Annotated in this window: 16 protein-coding genes and 1 pseudogene; 4 read left to right on the forward strand and 13 right to left on the reverse strand. The window is 55.9% G+C overall.

Annotation, left to right across the window (positions count from 1 at the left end):
- Positions 1–405: 405 nt before the first annotated feature.
- Positions 406–1410 (reverse strand): LacI family DNA-binding transcriptional regulator, encoded by a 1005-nt coding sequence (locus tag AC07P6_RS16160; RefSeq protein WP_304259388.1) that lies wholly within the window; start codon positions 1408–1410, stop codon positions 406–408.
- A gap of 303 nt (positions 1411–1713) precedes the next feature.
- Here AC07P6_RS16160 and AC07P6_RS16165 point away from each other — a divergent pair, with 303 nt between their 5' ends.
- Entirely contained in the window at positions 1714–2910 is a 1197-nt protein-coding gene (locus tag AC07P6_RS16165) for an L-talarate/galactarate dehydratase (protein WP_478313689.1), read from the forward strand.
- 232 nt (positions 2911–3142) lie between these two features.
- Positions 3143–4453, forward strand: a complete 1311-nt coding sequence (locus AC07P6_RS16170; protein ID WP_434663605.1) for an MFS transporter — start codon at positions 3143–3145, stop codon at positions 4451–4453.
- Between the two features lie 64 nt (positions 4454–4517).
- Here the strand turns inward: AC07P6_RS16170 and AC07P6_RS16175 are convergent, their stop codons facing one another.
- The 8 genes and pseudogenes from AC07P6_RS16175 to sad form a co-directional block, all read right to left on the reverse strand.
- On the reverse strand, positions 4518–5411 hold the full coding sequence (locus AC07P6_RS16175) for a transporter substrate-binding domain-containing protein (protein ID WP_182238901.1): 894 nt from the start codon (positions 5409–5411) through the stop codon (positions 4518–4520).
- Positions 5408–6187, reverse strand: a complete 780-nt coding sequence (locus AC07P6_RS16180; protein ID WP_182238903.1) for an amino acid ABC transporter ATP-binding protein — start codon at positions 6185–6187, stop codon at positions 5408–5410. Before AC07P6_RS16180 ends, AC07P6_RS16175 begins: the two co-directional genes overlap by 4 nt.
- Entirely contained in the window at positions 6171–7097 is a 927-nt protein-coding gene (locus AC07P6_RS16185; protein WP_434663603.1) for an amino acid ABC transporter permease, read from the reverse strand. The genes AC07P6_RS16180 and AC07P6_RS16185 overlap by 17 nt, the downstream gene beginning before the upstream one ends.
- Before the next feature lie 9 nt (positions 7098–7106).
- Positions 7107–7616 carry a GNAT family N-acetyltransferase gene (locus AC07P6_RS16190; protein WP_182238907.1) on the reverse strand — a complete coding sequence of 170 codons (510 nt, stop codon included), beginning with the start codon at positions 7614–7616 and terminating at the stop codon, positions 7107–7109.
- Positions 7617–7627: 11 nt separating this feature from the next.
- Positions 7628–9901: pseudogene (locus tag AC07P6_RS16195) on the reverse strand (NtaA/DmoA family FMN-dependent monooxygenase).
- Positions 9902–9925: 24 nt separating this feature from the next.
- Positions 9926–11047: a M20 peptidase aminoacylase family protein gene (locus AC07P6_RS16200; protein ID WP_434663600.1), complete on the reverse strand. Its 1122-nt coding sequence runs from the start codon at positions 11045–11047 to the stop codon at positions 9926–9928.
- On the reverse strand, positions 11044–12045 hold the full coding sequence (locus tag AC07P6_RS16205) for an MsnO8 family LLM class oxidoreductase (protein WP_434663598.1): 1002 nt from the start codon (positions 12043–12045) through the stop codon (positions 11044–11046). Before AC07P6_RS16205 ends, AC07P6_RS16200 begins: the two co-directional genes overlap by 4 nt.
- 360 nt (positions 12046–12405) lie before the next feature.
- Complete coding sequence (gene sad / locus AC07P6_RS16210) at positions 12406–13791, reverse strand: succinate-semialdehyde dehydrogenase (RefSeq protein WP_304259404.1); 1386 nt, start codon at positions 13789–13791, stop codon at positions 12406–12408.
- Between the two features lie 105 nt (positions 13792–13896).
- Between sad and ptrR the strand changes: the two genes are divergently transcribed.
- Positions 13897–14775, forward strand: a complete 879-nt coding sequence (ptrR, locus tag AC07P6_RS16215) for a putrescine utilization regulator PtrR (RefSeq protein WP_182238915.1) — start codon at positions 13897–13899, stop codon at positions 14773–14775.
- Here ptrR and AC07P6_RS16220 read toward each other — a convergent pair.
- A complete protein-coding gene (locus AC07P6_RS16220) occupies positions 14729–15211 on the reverse strand; it encodes a GNAT family N-acetyltransferase (protein ID WP_478313691.1) in 483 nt (160 codons plus the stop codon). The two genes, ptrR and AC07P6_RS16220, sit on opposite strands and share 47 nt — an antisense overlap.
- A 145-nt stretch (positions 15212–15356) precedes the next feature.
- Between AC07P6_RS16220 and AC07P6_RS16225 the strand changes: the two genes are divergently transcribed.
- A complete protein-coding gene (locus tag AC07P6_RS16225) occupies positions 15357–16301 on the forward strand; it encodes an L-lactate dehydrogenase (RefSeq protein WP_112214264.1) in 945 nt (314 codons plus the stop codon).
- Positions 16302–16356: 55 nt separating this feature from the next.
- On the opposite strand, the gene pta is transcribed toward AC07P6_RS16225, so the two are convergent.
- From pta to AC07P6_RS16240, 3 genes are all read right to left on the reverse strand, one after another.
- Positions 16357–18495 carry a phosphate acetyltransferase gene (pta, locus tag AC07P6_RS16230; protein WP_478313693.1) on the reverse strand — a complete coding sequence of 713 codons (2139 nt, stop codon included), beginning with the start codon at positions 18493–18495 and terminating at the stop codon, positions 16357–16359.
- Between the two features lie 165 nt (positions 18496–18660).
- The gene (gene fabV, locus AC07P6_RS16235) at positions 18661–19860 is read right to left on the reverse strand and encodes an enoyl-ACP reductase FabV (RefSeq protein ID WP_478313695.1); all 1200 of its coding nucleotides are present in this window, start codon (positions 19858–19860) and stop codon (positions 18661–18663) included.
- A gap of 21 nt (positions 19861–19881) precedes the next feature.
- Positions 19882–20298 carry a MaoC family dehydratase gene (locus AC07P6_RS16240; RefSeq protein ID WP_478313697.1) on the reverse strand — a complete coding sequence of 139 codons (417 nt, stop codon included), beginning with the start codon at positions 20296–20298 and terminating at the stop codon, positions 19882–19884.
- Positions 20299–20318 lie beyond the last annotated feature (20 nt).

Here is a 20318-nt window from a genome sequence, read left to right on the forward strand (position 1 = left end):
TATAACGCGACATGGAACGTCCCGACAGGCTGAGTATAGCTCTGCGATGACCCATTGCCAATAAAAGACAACATCCTATAATACCCCTCGTCGGATATTCCGTACGCCAGATCGCAACTGATTCAAGCCCTGGCTGCCGGACGGGTGGTGCCGCGGGTAGTGCCCCGGTTTGGAGTGCGGCATGACGTCCCGACAAACGTACAACCAGCGTTGACAGGCAATGTTAGGGTAAGACGCTGGCATTGCGCTCCGCAAGTACGGAGAGCGGATGTAATGGACTTACTGTCTGTGATCATCGCTGTAATGGAGCTGATTCTGGCACTGCTACAGTTGATTGACCTGTTCAGATAATCAACAGGTTGAAACGCACCAAAGGGGGAATACCCCATTCCCCCTTTAACAACTCTACGCCGACTCCCGCACCACCAGGTGAAAGCCGATATCAACAATCACCTCTTCTTCTCCGCTGCCTTCGATGCGGTCGGCTAACAAAGTTGCCGCCTGCTCACCGATGGCGTGGCGGTCAACGCTGACGGTGGTAATAGCCGGACGGTTGCTGGCGGCGAAATCCAGATCGCCAAAGCCGATCACCGCCAAGTCCTCCGGTACGCGCAGACCGCGGCTTTCGGCTTCCATAATCGCCCCTTGTGCCAGGGTATCGGAACTGCAGACAATAACGTCAAACTCGCCGGAACCGAGCAGCTCAGCCAGGCCGCGGCGCCCGAGCGCCAGCGATGCCGGAAGCGGCACTTCGACCTGCGGCGCATCTTCAAAACCGTGTTTAGCCAGCCGGGCGCACAGCCCCTGTTTACGCAGGGTCGCACGCGAGTCCCCTGCCCACAGCAGTCCCGGACGGCGATAGCCTTTTTCCAGCAAATACTCGCCGATGGTCTCGCCCACTTTTTCATGGGAAAAGCCCACCAGCATATCCAGTGGCGTCGGCGTCAAATCCCAAATTTCCACCACCGGTGTGGCGGCATTAAGAATGGTTTTCTTTAGCGCCGGAGCGTGCTGGATCCCGGTCAACACCACGCCATCCGGGCGTCGCGAAAGCAGGGTTGCCACCAGCTCGGCTTCGGTCTGCCGACTGTAGCCCGCCACGCACAGCAGCATATGGTAACCGCGCGCCGCCAGGGTATCGCTCAGCGCCTGGATGGTATCGACAAACATATTGTTGTTGATTTGCGGCACCACCACCGCAACCAGCTTGCTGCGCCGTGACGCCAGGCCACCGGCCAGCGCATTGGTGATATAGCCCGTGGCCTGCACCGCCTGCATCACCTTTTCTACCGTTTTTGGCCTGACCAGCTGCGGCGTATTCAGCGCCCGACTGACCGTCATCGACGACAGCCCGGCGGTACGGGCAACATCATCCAGCGTCGGTGCACGCGTCGGTTTTCTGCTTTTCACGACTAAGTCCCCGTGTTGAGTCGTTTGTTGTGGGCATTATTGATGAAGCCCTACGCAATTGCCAGCCTGCTCCTGCGCATCCTCAATAGAATCAACGATCTGCAAAATAAAATGTTATCGCTATCATTATGCATTGTGAATATTCACAAATCTCTTTGGATCGTGATATGCATTGCATAATTTTACCATTAAGAACCGTTAATTGTGATCGTTTGTACAAATTAAAATCAACGTCGTGGCGCAAAAACAAAATCAGGATTAAAAATGTTAGCGCAAACATTTTTAATCCAAAAGGAACTTACCATGACCTCTAGCGCTAATTCCGAGTCCGTGACTTACGCCAAAGCTTCCGGCGTCAAAACCGCCGCTGAAACCGGCGATCGCATTGAACACGTCAAACTGTCGCTGGCCTTCCTGCCGCTGGCGACCCCTGTCAGCGATGCCAAGGTCCTCACCGGACGGCAAAAACCGCTGACCGAAGTGGCTATTATCATTGCCGAAATCCGCTCCCGCGACGGTTTTGAAGGGGTTGGCTTTAGCTATTCCAAGCGTGCAGGCGGCCAGGGTATTTACGCCCACGCCAAAGAGATTGCCGATAACCTGCTCGGTGAAGACCCGAACGATATCGACAAGATCTACACCAAACTGCTGTGGGCCGGTGCTTCGGTTGGTCGTAGCGGCATGGCGGTGCAGGCCATCTCCCCTATCGATATTGCGCTGTGGGATATGAAAGCCAAACGCGCCGGGCTGCCGCTGGCAAAACTGCTCGGCTCGCATCGCGATTCCGTGCAGTGCTACAACACCTCCGGCGGCTTCCTGCATACGCCGCTGGATCAGGTGCTGAAAAACGTGGCTATCTCCCGCGAGAACGGCATCGGTGGGATCAAACTAAAAGTTGGCCAGCCGAACACGGCTGAAGATATTCGACGCCTGACGGCAGTGCGCGAGGTGCTGGGCGATGATTTCCCGCTGATGGTGGACGCCAACCAGCAGTGGGATCGCGAAACCGCCATCCGTATGGGACACAAAATGGAGCAGTTCAATCTTATCTGGATTGAAGAGCCGCTGGATGCTTACGATGTCGAAGGCCACGCGCAGCTCGCCGCCGCGCTGGATACGCCAATTGCGACCGGTGAGATGCTGACCAGCTTCCGCGAGCATGAACAGCTGATCCTCGGTAATGCCAGCGACTTTGTGCAGCCGGATGCCCCACGCGTCGGCGGGATCTCTCCGTTCCTGAAAATTATGGATTTGGCAGCGAAGCATGGCCGTAAGCTGGCCCCGCACTTTGCGATGGAAGTCCACCTGCACCTTGCTGCCGCCTATCCGCTGGAGCCGTGGCTGGAGCACTTCGAGTGGCTGAACCCGCTGTTTAATGAGCAGCTTGAGCTACGCGACGGCCGGATGTGGGTTTCTGAGCGCCACGGTCTCGGCTTTACCCTGAGCGAACAGGCCCGCCGCTGGACCCAGCAAAGCTGCGAGTTTGGCAAACGCCCATAATCGATTTCCCCGGATGGCGGCGTAAACGCCTTATGCGAGCTACAGGCCCCGTAGCCCGGGCAAGGCGCATCAAGCGCCGCCCCCAGGAGAAAACAACATTTTCCCGGAGGCGATACTGTGCATCTGTCCGGGCTACCGGTCCGCAGACGACTGAAAACCCGTAGCCCTGCTGGGGAAAAACTTCTTTTTGGCTGTACCCACAATACACAACCCTGCAAAGGAGTTGATTAAAATGCAACAGCAAATAAAACGCAGCAACGTGCGTTACGGTATATTATTATTTTTATTTCTTGCCACCGTATTTAATTATGCCGACCGGGCAACGCTGTCCGTCGTCGCGCCAATTATGAGTAAAGAGTTAGGTTTCGACCCGGAGGCGATGGGTCTGGCGTTTTCGGTATTTGGTATTTCCTACGTTATTATGCAAATACCCGGCGGCTGGCTGCTGGATAAATATGGCTCGCGTCTGGTCTACGGCTGCGCGCTGATCGGCTGGTCAGTGGTGACCATGTTCCAGGGCACTATCTTTATGTTCGCCAGCCCGCTGGTAGTACTGGTGATCCTGCGCCTGATGATGGGGGCCATCGAAGCACCGGCCTTTCCCGCCAACAGTCGCTTAAGCGTTCAGTGGTTCCCGAATAAAGAACGTGGATTCGTGACTTCGGTTTATCAAGCCGCGCAGTATATTTCGCTGGGCATTATTACGCCGTTGATGACGATTATTCTGCATAATCTAAGCTGGCACTATGTATTTTATTATATTGGCGCTATCGGCGTCGTGCTGGGGATATTCTGGCTAGTTAAAGTTAGAGACCCGCTACATCATCCAGCAATAAATCAGCAGGAGCTCGATTATATTCGTGAAGGCGGCGGCGAGCCGGAATTAGGCAGCAAAAAAACACAGCAGAAATTAACTCTTGCGCAAATTAAGAGCGTTTGCGTCAACCGCATGATGATTGGCGTCTATATCGGCCAGTTCTGCGTCACGTCGATTACCTGGTTCTTCCTCACCTGGTTTCCGACCTACCTCTACCAGGCTAAAGGCATGTCAATCCTCAAGGTTGGTTTTGTCGCCAGTATCCCGGCGATTGCCGGATTTATCGGCGGCCTGCTGGGCGGCGTGTTCTCGGACTGGTTGCTGAAGCGCGGCTACAGCCTGACCACCGCCCGCAAGCTACCGGTGATCTGCGGCATGCTGCTCTCCTGCGTGATTGTCGTCGCCAACTACACCTCTTCAGAAGTGGTGGTGATCGCCGCCATGAGCCTGGCATTCTTTGCTAAGGGCTTTGGCAACCTTGGCTGGTGCGTGCTCAGCGACACCTCGCCAAAAGAGATGCTCGGCATCGCGGGCGGCGTATTCAACATGTGCGGCAACCTGGCAAGCATCATCACCCCACTGGTGATTGGGGTGATCCTTGCTAAAACCCAGTCGTTTGATTACGCCATCCTGTACGTCGGTTCCATGGGCGTGCTGGGCCTGTTCTCCTATCTGTTTATCGTCGGGCCGTTGGACCGCCTGACCCTGACCCCGCGTACCGCTTAATTTAAGACCTGGCGAGAATTCGCCCCCGCTGTTTCGCATCACACTCCTGCGGAACAGCGGTTTTTTAGTAAGTTATCCCCGGCGGATTAACCTGCGATTGCGCCACCTCTTCGCCCTGCTCGCCCCAGCGGGCAAGCACCTTCTGGTACTCTCCGCGAGCAATAGCGCCATCCAGCGCGGCCTGAAGCGCAAAGACCAGTCCGTTGCCTTTTTTGGTAGTAGTGGCGACGTAAGCTTTTTTCGGCCCCAGCCCCACGACTTTAGTTTTGCCGCTTAGCGCCGCTTTGTAAGCCGCCACCGACTGAGGACCAAAGAACACATCCGCCCGTCCGGACTGAATATAGAGGTTGCCGGAAGCGTCATCGGTCAAGTAGACGGGCAGCGCCGGTTTGCGCCCGGCGGATTCATTTTCGGCATTCCAGCCAAGTAGAATTCGCTCTTGATTGGTCCCGGAACCGACAATCACCTTTTTGCCGGAAAGATCCGCCGGACCGTTTACACGGGCGATATCGCTGGTGGATTTCACGGAAAACGCCAGCGAGTCGACGCGGTAGGTGGCAAAATCAAACTTCTCTTTACGCTGCTCGGTCACCGCAATATTGACCAGCGCCACATCATAGCGCCCGGAGGTGATCCCCAGCGGCCAGTCCTCCCAGGCGGTGGGCACCAGCTTCAGCTTCAATCCAAGGCTCCCGGCCAGTAGCCGTGCGATATCCGGATCGCTACCGATACGCGTGCGGTTATCGCTGGCCAGCAGCGCCAGAGGCGGCGAATTGAGCGCTGAAATAGCGACCGTCAACGTTCCTGGTTCAACGAACCGATAGTTTACCGGGATCTTCGCGATTGCCTGTTCATCGCGCGTCACCGGCAGCGGCTGCTCATTGGCGCGCAGGTCGATTGCCGCCTGCGTACCAGCAGACAGGGTGAATAGTGTCAGGGCAACAAATCCATTTCTCATGCCGGTAATACCCTCGATAAAAATTGCCGCGTGCGCTGATGCTGCGGATGGTTGAGCACCTCATCGCTGCTGCCCTGCTCGACAATCTTGCCGTCGACCATAAACACCACCTGATCCGCCACTTCTTTGGCAAAGCCGATTTCATGGGTCACCACAACAAGAGTGGTACCGGAGCGCGCCAGTTTTTTAATCACATCCAGCACTTCCCCCACCAGCTCGGGATCGAGCGCGGAGGTCGGTTCATCAAACAGAATCACTCGAGGGTTGAGCGCCAGCGCGCGGGCAATGGCGATACGCTGCTGCTGACCGCCGGAAAGGTGCCGCGACCAGGCGTCGGCTTTATTGCGCAACCCAACGACATCAAGCAGTTCATAGGCGCGTTCAATGGCCTCTTTGCGGGTTACCTGTTTATGGGCGATGGGCGCTTCAATCAGGTTTTCCAGCACCGTCAGGTGCGGGAACAGATTGAAGTTCTGAAACACGTAACCGACGTTAACCCGCTGACGAAGGATATCTTTCTCTTTCAATTCATACAGCTTATCGCCTTTACGACGGTAGCCAATATAGTCGCCATCAATCTGGATAAAGCCTTCATCGACACGCTCAAGGTGATTAATCGCCCGCAACAGCGTCGATTTTCCCGAACCGGACGGCCCAAGGATCACCGTGACCGTGCCGGGTTTAATTTCCAGCGACACGTCATCGAGCGCTTTATGGCGACCGAAATATTTGCTGACGCCGGTAATGGAAATATGACCATTATGAGAGTTGGGCATGAACGGGCTCCTGCGGTTGTGGGCGACGAACGAGTTCAACGCGACGACTGCTGTGTGCGCTATTGACCGCCGAACGGCGTTCGCTGCGCGCCAGGCCGCGTTCAACCAGATACTGAATAAGCGACAGCACGCTGGTGATCACCAGATACCAGGCGGCCCCAACCATCAGCAGCGGGATCACTTCCTGAGTGCGGTTGTAGATCATCTGGATGGTATAGAACAGCTCCGGCATCGCCAGCACGTAGACCATCGCCGTTCCTTTCGCGAGGCTGATAATTTCGTTAAAACCGGCCGGTAAAATAGTGCGCAGCGCCTGCGGCAGAATAATGCGCAGGGTGCGACGGCTCGCCGGAAGCCCCAGCGCCGCCGCAGCTTCATATTGACCGTGATCGACGCCAAGGAAACCGCCGCGAATAATTTCGGCGGTGTAAGCGCTTTGTACCAGCGTGAGCCCAACCACGGCGGTAGAAAACTGCCCCAGTACGTTGATGGTTTCAAAGTTAGCCCAGCTAATGCCGGTGAACGGAATGCCAATCGACAGGGTGTCGTAGAGATAAGAGAAGTTGTAGAGAATAATCAGCACCACGATCAGCGGCAGCGAGCGGAACAGCCAGATATAACCCCAGGCGAGGCTGCTCAGCAGCCATGAACTGGAGAGTCGGGCCAGCGCCAGCAGACCGCCTAAAATCACGCTCAGCACCGTACCGAGCAAAGTCAGCAGCAGCGTCTGCCCCAGACCTTCGAGGATCACCGGGTCAAAGAACCAGCGGGCAAAGACGCCCCACTCCCAGCGCGGGTTAAAAGCAACGGACTGAATGACCACTGCCAGCGCCAGCAGCGCCAGCACCGCGCCAACCGCCCGCAGCGGATAGCGTGCGGGGACAACCTTAATCGTTTCCGGGGTATGCATATTGGCTCCTTAAGCGCTCTGGCTTAGCGCGCTGACCGCCAGCGCTTTCGTGAAGCGCAGCCGACCATCGAACGGCGGCAGGCTGTACTCTTCCGGGTCGCGATTGAGGTCAAACTGCGCCTCATAGCCCTGGCTCAGGTAGAGCCGTACCGCTTCCGGTTGACGAAAACCGGTGGTCAGGTAGATGTGGCTATAGCCTGCCAGCAGCGCCCGGCGCTCCAGCTCTTGCACAACTTTCCCCGCCAGTCCTTGCTGGCGCAGACCTCGATGGGTCCAGATCCGCTTGATTTCTGCGGTATTGGTATCTTTCGGCTTATACGCACCGGTGGCGATAATTTCGCCGTCGCGCTCCAGCACAATAAATAGCCCCTGCGGAGCCAGATACCACTCGGTAAGCTCGACTTCGGCATCACGGGAAAAATAATCACCGTAACGCGAGGCGTATTCGCCAAACAGCCCCTCAATTATCGGCTGTAGCTCCGGCGTTTCCGGAGACACATCGCGGAAGATATCGCTCATAACGCCTCCTGTTAGTCGCCAAGTCCGGCCGGGTTAATTTCAGATTGTGGAATGCTCTCCACCCCTTCGCCCCAGCGGTTCAGCACTTTGGCGTAGTCGCCGCTCTGAATTGCGCCGTTCAGCGCCGTCTGTACTGGCTCCACCAGGCCGCTGCCTTTTTTCACCGTCACCGCGATATGCGCCGCCTTCGGCCAGCCGCCGTCAACGCTGCCCACCAGTTTGGTTTTGCCGGTCAGCGCTGCTTTCCACGCGCCAATGACGTTCGGACCGAAGAACGCATCGGCTCGCCCGGATTGCAGCGCCAAAGTTTGGGCGGCATCATCTTTGGTATACACCGGGGTAAACGGCTTCAGTCCTTTCTTGACGTTTTCAGCGTTCCACGCCAGCAGGATCGCTTCCTGATTGGTGCCGGATCCGACGATGATCCGCAGCCCGGCGATATCCTCCGCTTTTTCAATTTTGTTCAGCGGGCTGGTGCTCTTCACGTAAAAGCCGAGCGAATCCTTGCGGTAGGTGGCAAAGTCGAACTTCTCTTTGCGCTCTTTGGTGACGGTAATATTGCTGACTGCGGCATCATATTTGCCGGAGGCGACGCCGAGCGGCCAGTCTTCCCATGAGGTGGGGACCACGTTCAGCTCCAGCCCGAGGCTATCGGCCACCAGGCGGGCGATATCCACCTCACTGCCGAGCAGGGTTTTGTTATCGTCGGAGAATACGGTCAACGGCGGCGAGTTCAGCGCCGCCACCGCGACGGTCAGTTTGCCCGGCACGGCCAGGTGGAGACCTTTCGGCAACTGCGCGATGGCCTGCAGATTTTTCGCCGTATGAATCGGCGTTTTGTTGGCCTCCAGGCTCACGCCGGTGCCGTTGATATTCACGTTCTGCGCCCAGGATGAGGCGCTAACGGCCAGCGCAAGCGCCAGTAATAGCGATTTTTTCTGCGTTTTCTGCATAGCGGGTGTTCTCTATTATTGTTTTTGGAATTGATTAACGGGCTCAGCCAGCCCTAAGCTTTCGCGTAGCGTGCTGCCGGGATAATCGCGCCGAAATAGCCCACGCTGCTGAAGAATCGGCACCACCTGGTCCACAAAGCGCGGGAAGGTATCCGGCGTGCCGCCCTGGATAATAAAACCGTCCGCTGCATGCTGTTCAAACCACTGTTGCAGACCATCGGCCACCTCTTCAGCGGTCCCGGCGAAACGCGGGCGCGGGCTGGCAGCCTCCAGCGCGACCTGACGCAGCGTCAGGCCTTTTTCGCGAGCGTTGCGTTTAATCTCGTCAGTGGTGCTGCGAAAGCTGTTCTGCCCGAGGTCGCCGATATCCGGGAAAACCTCATCCAGCGGATACTGGGCAAAGTCGTGGTGCTCGAAATAACGACCGAGATAATTCAGTGCATCGTCAATCGATACCAGCGCGGCGGTGGTTTGATATTGCTGCTCTACATCGTCGGCGCTATCGCCAACGATCACGCTGACGCCCTGGAAAATATGCAGCTCGTTCTCCCGGCGACCGTACGCTTCCAATTGACTTTTTACATCGCGATAAAAAGCCTGCGCTTCCGCCAGCGACTCCTGATGGGTGAAAATAGCATCAGCATGGGTTGCCGCCAGCTTTTTACCGTCATCGGAAGCACCGGCCTGAAATATAATCGGACGCCCCTGCGGGGTGCGGGCAATATTCAGCGGCCCGGCAACTTTAAAGAAATCGCCGTGGTGGTCGAGAGTGTGCAGCTTATTTTTATCAAAAAACTGCCCGCTCTGTTTGTTACGCACAAAAGCATCCTGTTCCCAGGAGTCCCATAGTCCTTTCACCACCTGCAAATATTCATCGGCGATGCGATAACGCAGCGCGTGGTCCGGGTGCTGCGCACGGGAGAAGTTTTTCGCTGAGCCTTCCAGCGGCGAGGTCACCACGTTCCAGCCCGCGCGGCCGTTGCTCAGATGGTCAAGGCTGGCGAACTGGCGCGCGGTGGTAAAGGGTTCGCTGTAGGAGGTCGACAGGGTGCCGACCAGCCCTAAACGCGATGTCACCGCCGCAAGGGTGGATAATACCGTCAGCGGTTCAAAGCGATTTAAAAAATGGGGGATCGATTTTTCATTAATATATAAACCGTCGGCGACAAAAATAAAGTCGAGCTTGCCCTCTTCCGCTTTTAGCGCCGTCTGCTTAACAAAATCAAAATTAATACTGGCATCCGCCAGCGCGGCCGGATGACGCCAGGCCGACATATTTCCCGATGCACCATGTAATATGGTGCCAATGCGCAGTTGCCGTTGTTCGGACATCGTTACCTCTTCCCTTGTCAAAATCTACAGTTGCTGAAGTGCCTGTTCCGCCAGGTCGGCAAAATAGTGCGCCGCCGGGGCAATTAAACGCTCATCCGGATTAAATGCCGGATGATGGAGACCAAATTCGCTGGCGCTGCCGATGCTGACAAACGCGCCGGGGATATGCTGAAGGTAGACGGCGAAATCTTCACCGCCGAGGTGTAAATCCGCATGATGCGTGCGGTAGCCGGACTTATCGGCCACGTCGCTGGCGAAGGCAGCCCAGCGTTCGTCATTCACCAGTGCGGTCGGGCCGGAATACCAGAACACGTCGATCTGCGCCCCAAAGGCGCTGGCAAATCCGGCGGCGATTTCGCTGACCCGCGTTTTTACCCGCTGCTGCACCTCGCTGCTGTGGGTGCGCAGCGTCCCTTCCAGCTCAACGCTTTCCGGCAGCACGTTCCAGGTATTGCCACCCTGAATACGCGTCACGCTAAGCACCACCGAATCCAGAGTATTCACTTCGCGGCTGGCAACGCTTTGCAAAAGGGTCACTAACTGGCTGGCCAGCAGGATGGCGTCTTTGCCTTCATGGGGCCGTGCGGCGTGTGCGCCTTTACCGGTTACCTTAAACACAAAGCGATCGACGTTGGCGTAAAACGCGCCGCCACGGGTGGCGAATTCACCCACCGGCAGGCCCGGCTCATTATGCATACCGAAAATCGCTGATACGCCCTCCAGCACGCCCGCGCGGATCAGAGTCTTCGCACCGCCAAAGTTTTCTTCCGCTGGCTGGAATAAAATGCGCACCCTGCCCGGCAGCCGGGCTTCGCGCTCTTTGAGCAGCAGCGCCGCGCCGAGGATCACGCTGGTGTGGATATCATGTCCGCAGGCGTGCATCACTCCGGCATTTTGCGAGCGAAACGGTACGCTGGTTGCCTCTTCGATGGGCAATGCGTCGATATCGGCACGCAGAGCAATCACCTTATCACCGGAACCGACTTCGGCGACCGCGCCGGTTTTCAGGTCATAAGGCAGCAAGTTGATACCACCGCTTTGCAGCCAGTCGCGAATACGCGCGGTGGTGTCGACTTCCTGCAACGAGAGTTCCGGGTACTGGTGCAGCTCGCGCCGCCAGCGAATTAACTGCTCGTCAAAGCTCATGGCTGCACCTCCGCGCTCAGATGCGCCTGGGCCAGCAGGCGTAAGGAGTTAAGACGCGCCGCGCCGTCGGTAATAGGGGTGTCGATAATAAATTCGTCAATGTTCCAGGCGGACTGGAGCGCATCGAGCTGCGCTTTCACCTCTTCCGCGGTACCGAACAACACGGCAGATTCCCGGCGGGCAATACGCGTTGGCCTGCTGCCCGCCTGACGGGCAAACGCCACCGCCTGCGCTTCGCTGCCAACGCTCACCCGCTGGCCGTTTTCCAGCTCAACGCCCCACACTTCTACCTGTTTCGCCAGTTCGGCAGCGGTGGCGGCATCTTCAGCGACCACCACCTGGACCGCGACAATCGCCTCGCGACGGCTGAGTTCACGCCAGCGAGTCAGCACGTCGCGCAGCAGGTTTTTATCGCCGTTGAGATGAGCGGCGAAGACAAAGTTCCAGTCAAGCTGCGCCGCCAGCTGCGCGCTCTCAAGGCTGGCTCCCAGGAGAAAGCCATCGGCACGACGCGGCGGGATCGGCGTGGCGCGCACACTCTCTTCACCATCGGCATCGGTTAGCGATAGCCAGTTATCCAGTTGCGCAAGTTGATCAGCGAATGAGCCTTTTTCCTGTGGATTAAGCCCTTGTTGTAAAGCGCGAGTGGAGAGCGGCAGGCCGCCGGGTGCTTTGCCGACGCCAAGATCAACGCGCCCCGGCGCAATGGCGGCGAGCATATTGAAATTTTCCGCCACTTTGTACGGGCTGTAGTGTTGCAGCATGACGCCGCCAGAGCCGACGCGAATTTTACGGGTTTGTCCGAGGATCCAGGCGATCGCCAGCTCCGGCGACGGGCTCGCGAGCTGGTCGGTATTGTGATGTTCGGCAATCCAGAAACGATGATAGCCCCAGGCTTCCGCCTGTTGCGCAAGCGTTAATGTACGCGCCAGCGCCTGTGCTACCGTTTCCCCGGCTGCCAGCGGGCTTTTATCCAGGATACTGATTCGATAAGACATTTCGCAGGCTCATGTGAATTAACATGTCTGCATTATTAGAAGCGGTCGCGGCCGCTGAGAAACAATTTATTTACATGTGCTCTGCCGGAAATTAGATATGCGGGGGTACGAAGTACCATTGGGAAAGGTCAAAAGCTCCCGGAGGCGGTGCTGGCGCACCTGTCCGGGCTACCGGTCCACAGGCGATTGTGAACTCGTAGCCCTGTTAAGCGCAGTGCGAGCCGGGGGAGATATCTGCGGCAACATTGCAATCTGCTTTCCCGGAGGCGGTGCTGGCGCACCTGTCTGGACTACCGGTCCACAGGCGATTGTGAACCCGTAGCCCGGCTGAGCGCAGCGCGAGCCGGGGTTTTCTGGAGCTTAACGACGATCTTTCCAGACGGTTTGCACGTTGCAGAATTCGTGCAGGCCGAAGTGGGATAGCTCACGACCAAATCCGCTTTTCTTCACCCCGCCGAACGCCACACGGGCATCGCTGGCGCAGTAGCCGTTGATAAACACTCCGCCGCACTCCAGCTCGCTGGCGAAACGCTGAGCCTGCTCCTCACTGGTGGTATAAACCGTCGCAGAGAGGCCAAATTCACTATCGTTTGCCAGCGCCAGCGCGTGGTCGGCGTCTCGTGCTTCGGTGATGGTCGCCACCGGGCCAAACAGCTCCTGACGGAAACCCGTCATCTCGGCGGTGACGTTCCCCAGCACCGTTGGCGCATAGTAATTACCCGCGCCTTCGATTTTCTCCGCACCCAGCAACAGCGTTGCGCCTTCTTTTAAGGTTGCAAGCACCTGCTCATGCAGCTCATCGCGCAGGTCGAAGCGCGCCATTGGCCCGACATAGTTCTGCTCATCGCGCGGATCGCCCATTTTCAGCGCGGCGACGGCGGCGACGAATTTCTGCGTAAAGGCGTCAGCAATCCCCGCTTCAACGATAAAGCGTTTTGCGGCGGCGCAGACCTGCCCGGTATTCTGATAACGACCAATCACCGCGGCTTTTACCGCCTCGTCGAGGTCGGCGTCGTTCAGCACGATAAACGGATCGGAGCCACCCAGCTCCAGCACGCATTTTTTCAACGCCGCGCCGGCCTGCGCGCCAATAGCCTTCCCAGCCCGCACGCTGCCGGTGACGGTCACAGCAGCAATACGCGAATCGTTAATAATCTGCGAAACGCCGTCGTTGGTAGCATTAACCCAACCAAACACGCCAGCCGGGACGCCCGCTTGTGCGAAGATCTCACCAATTATCGCCGCGCTGCCCATCACGTTCGGGGCATGTTTGAGCAAATAGCTGTTACCTGCCAGCAGAATCGGTACCGCACCGCGCAGCACCTGCCACACCGGGAAGTTCCACGGCATGATAGCCAGAATGGGACCCATCGGGCGGAATTCAATCACCGCTTTATTGTCTTCAACCAGAGTCGCTTCGGTATTAAGCATCGCCGGACCATGCTCGGCATACCAGTCGCAAAGATTGGCTGATTTAGCGACTTCGCCGCGCGCCTGGGCAATCGGCTTGCCCATCTCAAGGCTAATCATTTGCGCCAGCTCTTCAGCGCGGACACGCATCGCGCTGCCGACGTTACGCAGCGCAGCCGCGCGGTTCGCCACGCTGACGTTGCGCCACTGGCGATAACCCTGGTCCGCAAGGGCAATCGCTGAATCGACTTGCTGTTCGGTCGCCCACGGCAGAGACGACACCATTTCACCTGTCGTCGGATTCACGGAAACCGCATGAGTTGCAGATAAATTCATCGTTTTTCTCTCTGTGTTGATTGCGAAGTGACCTTATTCTGGCTTACCCTACCGTTCATTAAAAATGAATAATATTAAGCAACATTTTCACGAAAAGAGAATGCTATGGATCTGACCCAACTCGAGATGTTCAACGCCGTCGCTATTACCGGCAGCATCACTCAGGCCGCGCAGAAGGTGCATCGCGTGCCGTCTAACCTGACGACCCGTATTCGCCAACTGGAGGCAGATCTCGGCGTCGAGTTGTTTATCCGCGAAAACCAGCGCCTGCGCCTGTCGCCCGCCGGGCACAGTTTTTTACGCTATAGTCAGCAAATTCTGGCTCTCGTTGATGAGGCACGCATGGTCGTTGCCGGGGATGAACCCCAGGGGCTGTTTTCGCTCGGATCGCTGGAAAGTACCGCCGCCGTGCGTATCCCTACTACGCTGGCGCACTTTAATCAGCGCTACCCAAAGATTCATCTTGCCCTCTCCACCGGCCCCTCCGGCACCATGATCGACGGCGTACTTGAAGGCAACCTTAGCGCGGCCTTTGTTGACGGTCCGGTGGTGCATCCGGGGCTTGAAGGGTTACCGGTGTTCCCGGAAGAGATGATGATCGTAGCACCAATGGGCCACCCGCCCATTGCTCGAGCCAGCGAAGTGAACGGAGCCAGCGTCTACGCGTTTCGCGCCAACTGTTCCTATCGACGTCATTTTGAAAGCTGGTTCCATGCCGATCGCGCCACGCCGGGTCGAATTCACGAAATGGAGTCCTATCACGGGATGCTGGCTTGCGTGATTACCGGGGCCGGGCTGGCGCTGATCCCGCGCAGCATGCTGGAGAGCATGCCGGGCCATCAGCAGGTCTCCGCCTGGCCGCTGGCCGAAGAGTGGCGCTGGCTAACGACCTGTCTGGTATGGCGTCGCGGGGCGAAAACCCGTCAACTTGAAGCGTTTATAGCGCTGCTGAACGAAGATCGACAAGCAGCAGTTTCTCCATAAAGATGCTTAACGGGTCCGGCTGATACGGCGCGAAGGCGCTACGGGTCTGATAGCCATTACGGGTATATAACGCCACGGCCGCATGCTGATGGATACCGGTCTCCAGACGCACGGTGTGGCACTCGCGCCGTAAAGCCTCTTCTTCCAGCGCCGCCAGCAGTTTCTCGCCAAGCTGCTGACCGCGATGGGTTGGGTCGATAAATACCCGCTTCATCTCACCAAAGCCCTCCTCCCCCAGCACAATTGCCCCACAGCCAACGGCCTGCTGTTGCGGGTCGCGGATCAGCAGCGCAATCACCGATTCAGGCGGCAGTGCGCTAAGATCTATCAGATGATTGCTTTCGGCCGGATAAAGCGCCTGCTGGTAGACGTCCAGTTGGGCGATCAAGGCGTTCAATTCCGGGTGGTCCAGCGGGGTCGCGGCGATGGTATACATAAATAAGCTCCTTTTTTAAGCGCACTGTAACGCGAGGCGTACGCTGAACCGCCATAGCTTTAACTTATAGCTCCCGCCCCCTCTTGCGCTAACCCCTTGAGGCGCAGTAATTTTGCGGCACGATGTCTGTTATCAGGAAAAAATGATGAATACCAAAGCGCGTAAGGTGATGATTATCGGGGCCGGAAACGTCGGCGCCTCTGCGGCCTATGCCCTGTTGAACCAGAATATCTGCGAGGAGCTGATCCTCGTTGATCTGAACAAAGCCCGCGCCGAAGCCCACGCTCAGGACCTCAGTGATGCAGCTGCTTACATGCCGGGAATGATGACGATATCCACACGCGAAGCCGGCGACTGCGCCGATGTCGATATCGCGGTGATCACCGTTTCCGGCGGCGCGCTCAAACCGGGCCAGACGCGCCTGGACGAACTGACCAACACGGCGAAAATCGTCAAAAGTATCGTCCCGCAGATGATGAACGGCGGCTTCAACGGCATCTTTCTGATTGCCACTAACCCTTGCGACATCATCACCTGGCAGGTGTGGCAACTTTCAGGCCTGCCGCGCAGTCAGGTACTGGGCACCGGCGTCTGGCTGGATACCACCCGCCTGCGCCGGGTGCTGGCCCAGGAGCTGGACATCGGCGCGCAAAGTATCGATGCCTTTATCCTCGGCGAACATGGCGATACCCAGTTTCCGGTATGGTCGCACTCGGCGGTCTACGGTTCAGCCATCGGTGACGTTTATCAAAAACATACCGGCAAAGCGCTGGACCGGGAGCTGATTGCCGAAAAGGTGCGCAAGCTGGGGTTTGAAATTTATTCGGGTAAAGGCTGCACCGAATATGGCGTTGCCGGGACCATCGCTGAGATCTGCCGCAATATTTTCACCGGCAGCCATCGCGCTCTTGCGGTGTCGTGCATTCTTGATGGCGAGTATGGTGTGAGCGGCGCGGCGGCAGGTGTTCCTGCGGTGCTGACGCAAAGCGGCGTGCAGCAGATTATTGAGTTGCAATTAGCCGACGACGAAGCGGAGAAGTTCCGCCACTCTATTGAGGTGATTAAAGCCAATATCGCCCGTTTACCGTAAATTGCGTCCCTGTCACAGCCAGAGCGCCTTAATAGCCGCTCTGGCATTGCAAACTCTAACGAAAACTCCCCTGAATCGCGGTTAATGCGATGGTGTAAACGATATCGTCTACCAGCGCACCGCGTGACAGGTCGTTTACCGGCTTACGCATCCCCTGCAGCATTGGCCCGATAGAAATAAGATCAGCGGAACGCTGCACCGCCTTATAGGTCGTGTTGCCTGTATTCAGATCCGGGAAGATGAATACCGTTGCGCGACCAGCCACTGCCGAATTGGGCGCTTTTGATTTTGCCACGTCAGTCATCACCGCAGCGTCATACTGCATTGGACCGTCGATCTCCAGATCGGGGCGTTTTTTCTGCGCCAGCCGAGTCGCTTCGCGCACTTTCTCTACATCACTACCCACTCCGGAGGTGCCCGTGGAATAAGAAAGCATCGCTACCCGTGGTTCGATACCGAAAGCGATGGCCGAGTCCGCCGACTGAATCGCGATTTCCGCCAGCTGTTCTGCACTCGGATCCGGATTAATCGCACAGTCGCCATAAACGTATACCTGTTCCGGCAATAACATAAAGAATATGGAAGAGACCAGCGAGCTGCCCGGGGCGGTTTTGATCAGCTGCAGCGCCGGACGGATGGTGTTGGCGGTGGTATGAATCGCGCCGGATACCAGACCATCAACCTCGTTCTGCTCGAGCATCAGAGTACCCAGAACCACGTTATCTTCCAGCTGTTCACGAGCGACTGCCTCATTCATCCCTTTGTTTTTACGCAGTTTAACCAGCCTGGTCACGTAGCTTTCACGCACGACCTTAGGATCAATAATGGCAATCCCTGCCCCCAGTTCAATCCCCTGGGCCGCAGCAACGCGATAGATCTCATCCGGATTACCCAATAGTACGCAGGTTGCTATGCCGCGCGCAGCGCAGATAGCCGCGGCTTTCACGGTGCGCGGCTCATTGCCTTCAGGCAGAACCACTCGTTTGCCCGCTTTGCGCGCCTGCTCAGTGAGTTGGTAGCGAAAGGCGGGTGGAGAGAGGCGGCGGCGGAGCTCGGAGGCCGCAGTTAGCGATTCAATCCAGTCCGCGTTGATGTAGCTCGCGACATATTCCTGCACTTTCTCAATACGCTCATGATCGTCAACCGGGATTTCATAGTTGAAGCTCTGCAGGTTCAGGGAGGTCTGCCAGGTGTTGGTGTTAACCATAAATAACGGCAGGCCAGTGGCGAAAGCGCGTTCGCACAACTTGCTCACGTGCGGGTCTATTTCGTCACCGCCGGTCAGCAGGATAGCGCCGATTTCAACACCGTTCATGGCCGCCAGGCAGGCCGTAACCAGCACGTCAGCACGGTCTGCGGAGGTGACTAATAACGCGCCCGGACGCAGATGTCCCAGCATATGGGAAATACTGTGGGCGCAAAACAGAACCGTTCTGACACGGCGAGTGCGCATATCACCCGCGTTCAATATCTTCGCTTTCAGGTGATGCGCCATATCAATGGCCCGGATAGCCATTAACTCAACGCTCCAGGGAATAGCTGCCAGCACGGGGATAGGGCTACTGCTGTTCAGTTTAGTGAGAAAGCGGTTCCAGACCATCGTATTCGGAATGCTATCCCCTGTAACAGGGTTATCCCGTTTGTTAAAGCCTTTATCCTCCTGAGGAGCATTGATTTTATTAATGATAACGCCGCTGATATTGCTATTTTTTACGCCACCAAAACTGCTGCGCACCAGCTCCATGCGCTCATGAAGCTGTGTGGCTGTATTTTTGTCATGCGCCATCACAAAAACGATTTCGGCATTCAGGCTTTTAGCGATGTCATCATTCAGCGACTGGGCAAACTGATGTTTGTGGGTGGGGCTCACACCTTCGATAAGCACAACATCCGCCCCCTGCGCGCATGCGTGATAGCGGGCAACGATGGCTTCCATCAACTCATCTTTCTGATTGCCAGAAAGCAGCGCTTCAACATCGCTTATATTTAGCGGCTCTGCACAACATAGGTCCGAACGTATACGAGTAAGCATTGTGGTCCGGTCAGGCATCTCTTCGCTGCCAGGCGACTGCGCAACCGGTTTGAAGAGACTCAAGCGAACGCCTTTGCGCTCCATGGCGCGAATTAAACCGAGGCTGATGCTGGTCAGGCCGATACCCGACTCGGTAGGAATTAACATTATAGTTCGGGACACGGAGGCTCCTTTTGAATAACCGTGGTATTAACAGATAAAGAGTCTGATATCCGTTATTTTATCATTGCATATGCCTGGGTAATAATAGTGCTGTGGACGCGGTTAACCGCATCCACAACTCTATGCAATTAAAACAGTAAACGAATAACAGGCTTTGCTCCGTGCTTATGGTTTAAGCTTTATCAGCGCAGATAAATCGACATCTTTTTGATAATCTACATTATCAAACGCAAAACCATTCAATTGCAGAAACTCTTTTTTATAACCTGCGTAATCTCCAACCTCAGCGAAATTATCATCGGTCAATGTGGCCATTAATTTATTAACGGCCTGCTGAACATCAGGACGAAGTTCCCAATCATCAACACGAATCAAGCGGGCGGCATCAACCGGTACACCCGCTGGCAAGTAAAGCTTTTGACTAAAAAGACGCTGCATTTGTTCAATACAGGTTTCATGCAGCCCCATCTGCTTCATGACTTGATACAGGCATAATACATAGGGTGAAAATGCCGGAATAAAGACACTCGCTTTAGTGACCAACGCCTTGCAGACAGAAGCGTAGGCTTCACCTTGGTCGGCAGATAATAAATCATTAAGTCTGTCGGCGGTTTTTTGTAAGTGTTTCTTGGCGAGACCCAGAGTACCGTCATGATAAATTGGATAGGTCAGTTCCGGGCCGATATAGGAAAAGGCCACTGTTTTAGCGCCCGTCGCCAATGCGTTATTTTGCCGCAACCAGCGAATCCACTCTTCCCAATCTTCACCGCCCATCACTTTTTCGGTTGCCAGGATCTCTTGTTCGTTTGCCACTTCCAGCACGGTGGTATCCAGGCAGTTTTTTTCCAGATTAACGGTTTTACCACTAAAAGGTTTGCCCACCGTCTTCAGGCAGGAGCGCCACGTCTCACCGGTTTTAGGGTCCGGACGTAAACCGGTTGCCAGGCTATAAACCACGAGATCGATTTGCCCACCGAAATCGCGGTTAATCAGCGCCATCACCTCTTCTTTCACTTGTGCCGAAAATGCGTCGCCGACGATATTATGCGCAATTCGCCCTTCGGCTTCAGCCTGCTCGCGAAAGTAAATATTGTTATACCAACCAGCGGTTCCCACGCCTTTTTCGCTCGGGCCACGTTCAAACGATACGCCGATCGTATCCGCTTGTGCGCCACCAAAGGTCAGCGCCACGCGCGCGGCCAGGCCAAACCCTGAAGATGCGCCAAGAATTAACACTCGCTTAGGTCCATGTTCGATTTGCTGATGCTTTTTGCTGTAGTTAATTTGGTTTAATACCGCCTGCTGACAACCTTGCGGATGAGCGGTTCTGGCAACGACGCCATTAATAACGGGTTCAATAATCATAGTGGTATCCTGAAAATTAATTTATTTTTTCGGTGCCATCACCACGGCAACACCCTCAATAACAACTTCGTTGTTCTGATTAGTCGTTGTCGTAGAAAATTTAGCAATATTCTTTGCGAGGTTAATTTCGATCACCTCGCAGGTTGCTTTAACCGTATCGCCGATAAAAACGGGACGGCGAAACTTATTATCCTGGCCAAGATAAATTGTCCCCTCACCGGGAAGTTGCATTCCCAGCACCGCTGAAGTCAACCCCGAGACCAAAACGCCGTGCGCAATACGCTTACCAAAGATACTCTGTTTCGCCACCATATCATTAATATGAGCGGGGTTGATATCCCCTGAAATACCAGAAAAAAGCAGCACATCGCTTTCAGTAATTGTTTTTTCGAAACTGGCTTTTTGTCCGATAAACAAATCGTTAATTGTATAAGACACAGTATCACCTCGATGAAATA

Source organism: Klebsiella sp. GFKo11 (assembly GCF_056490265.1).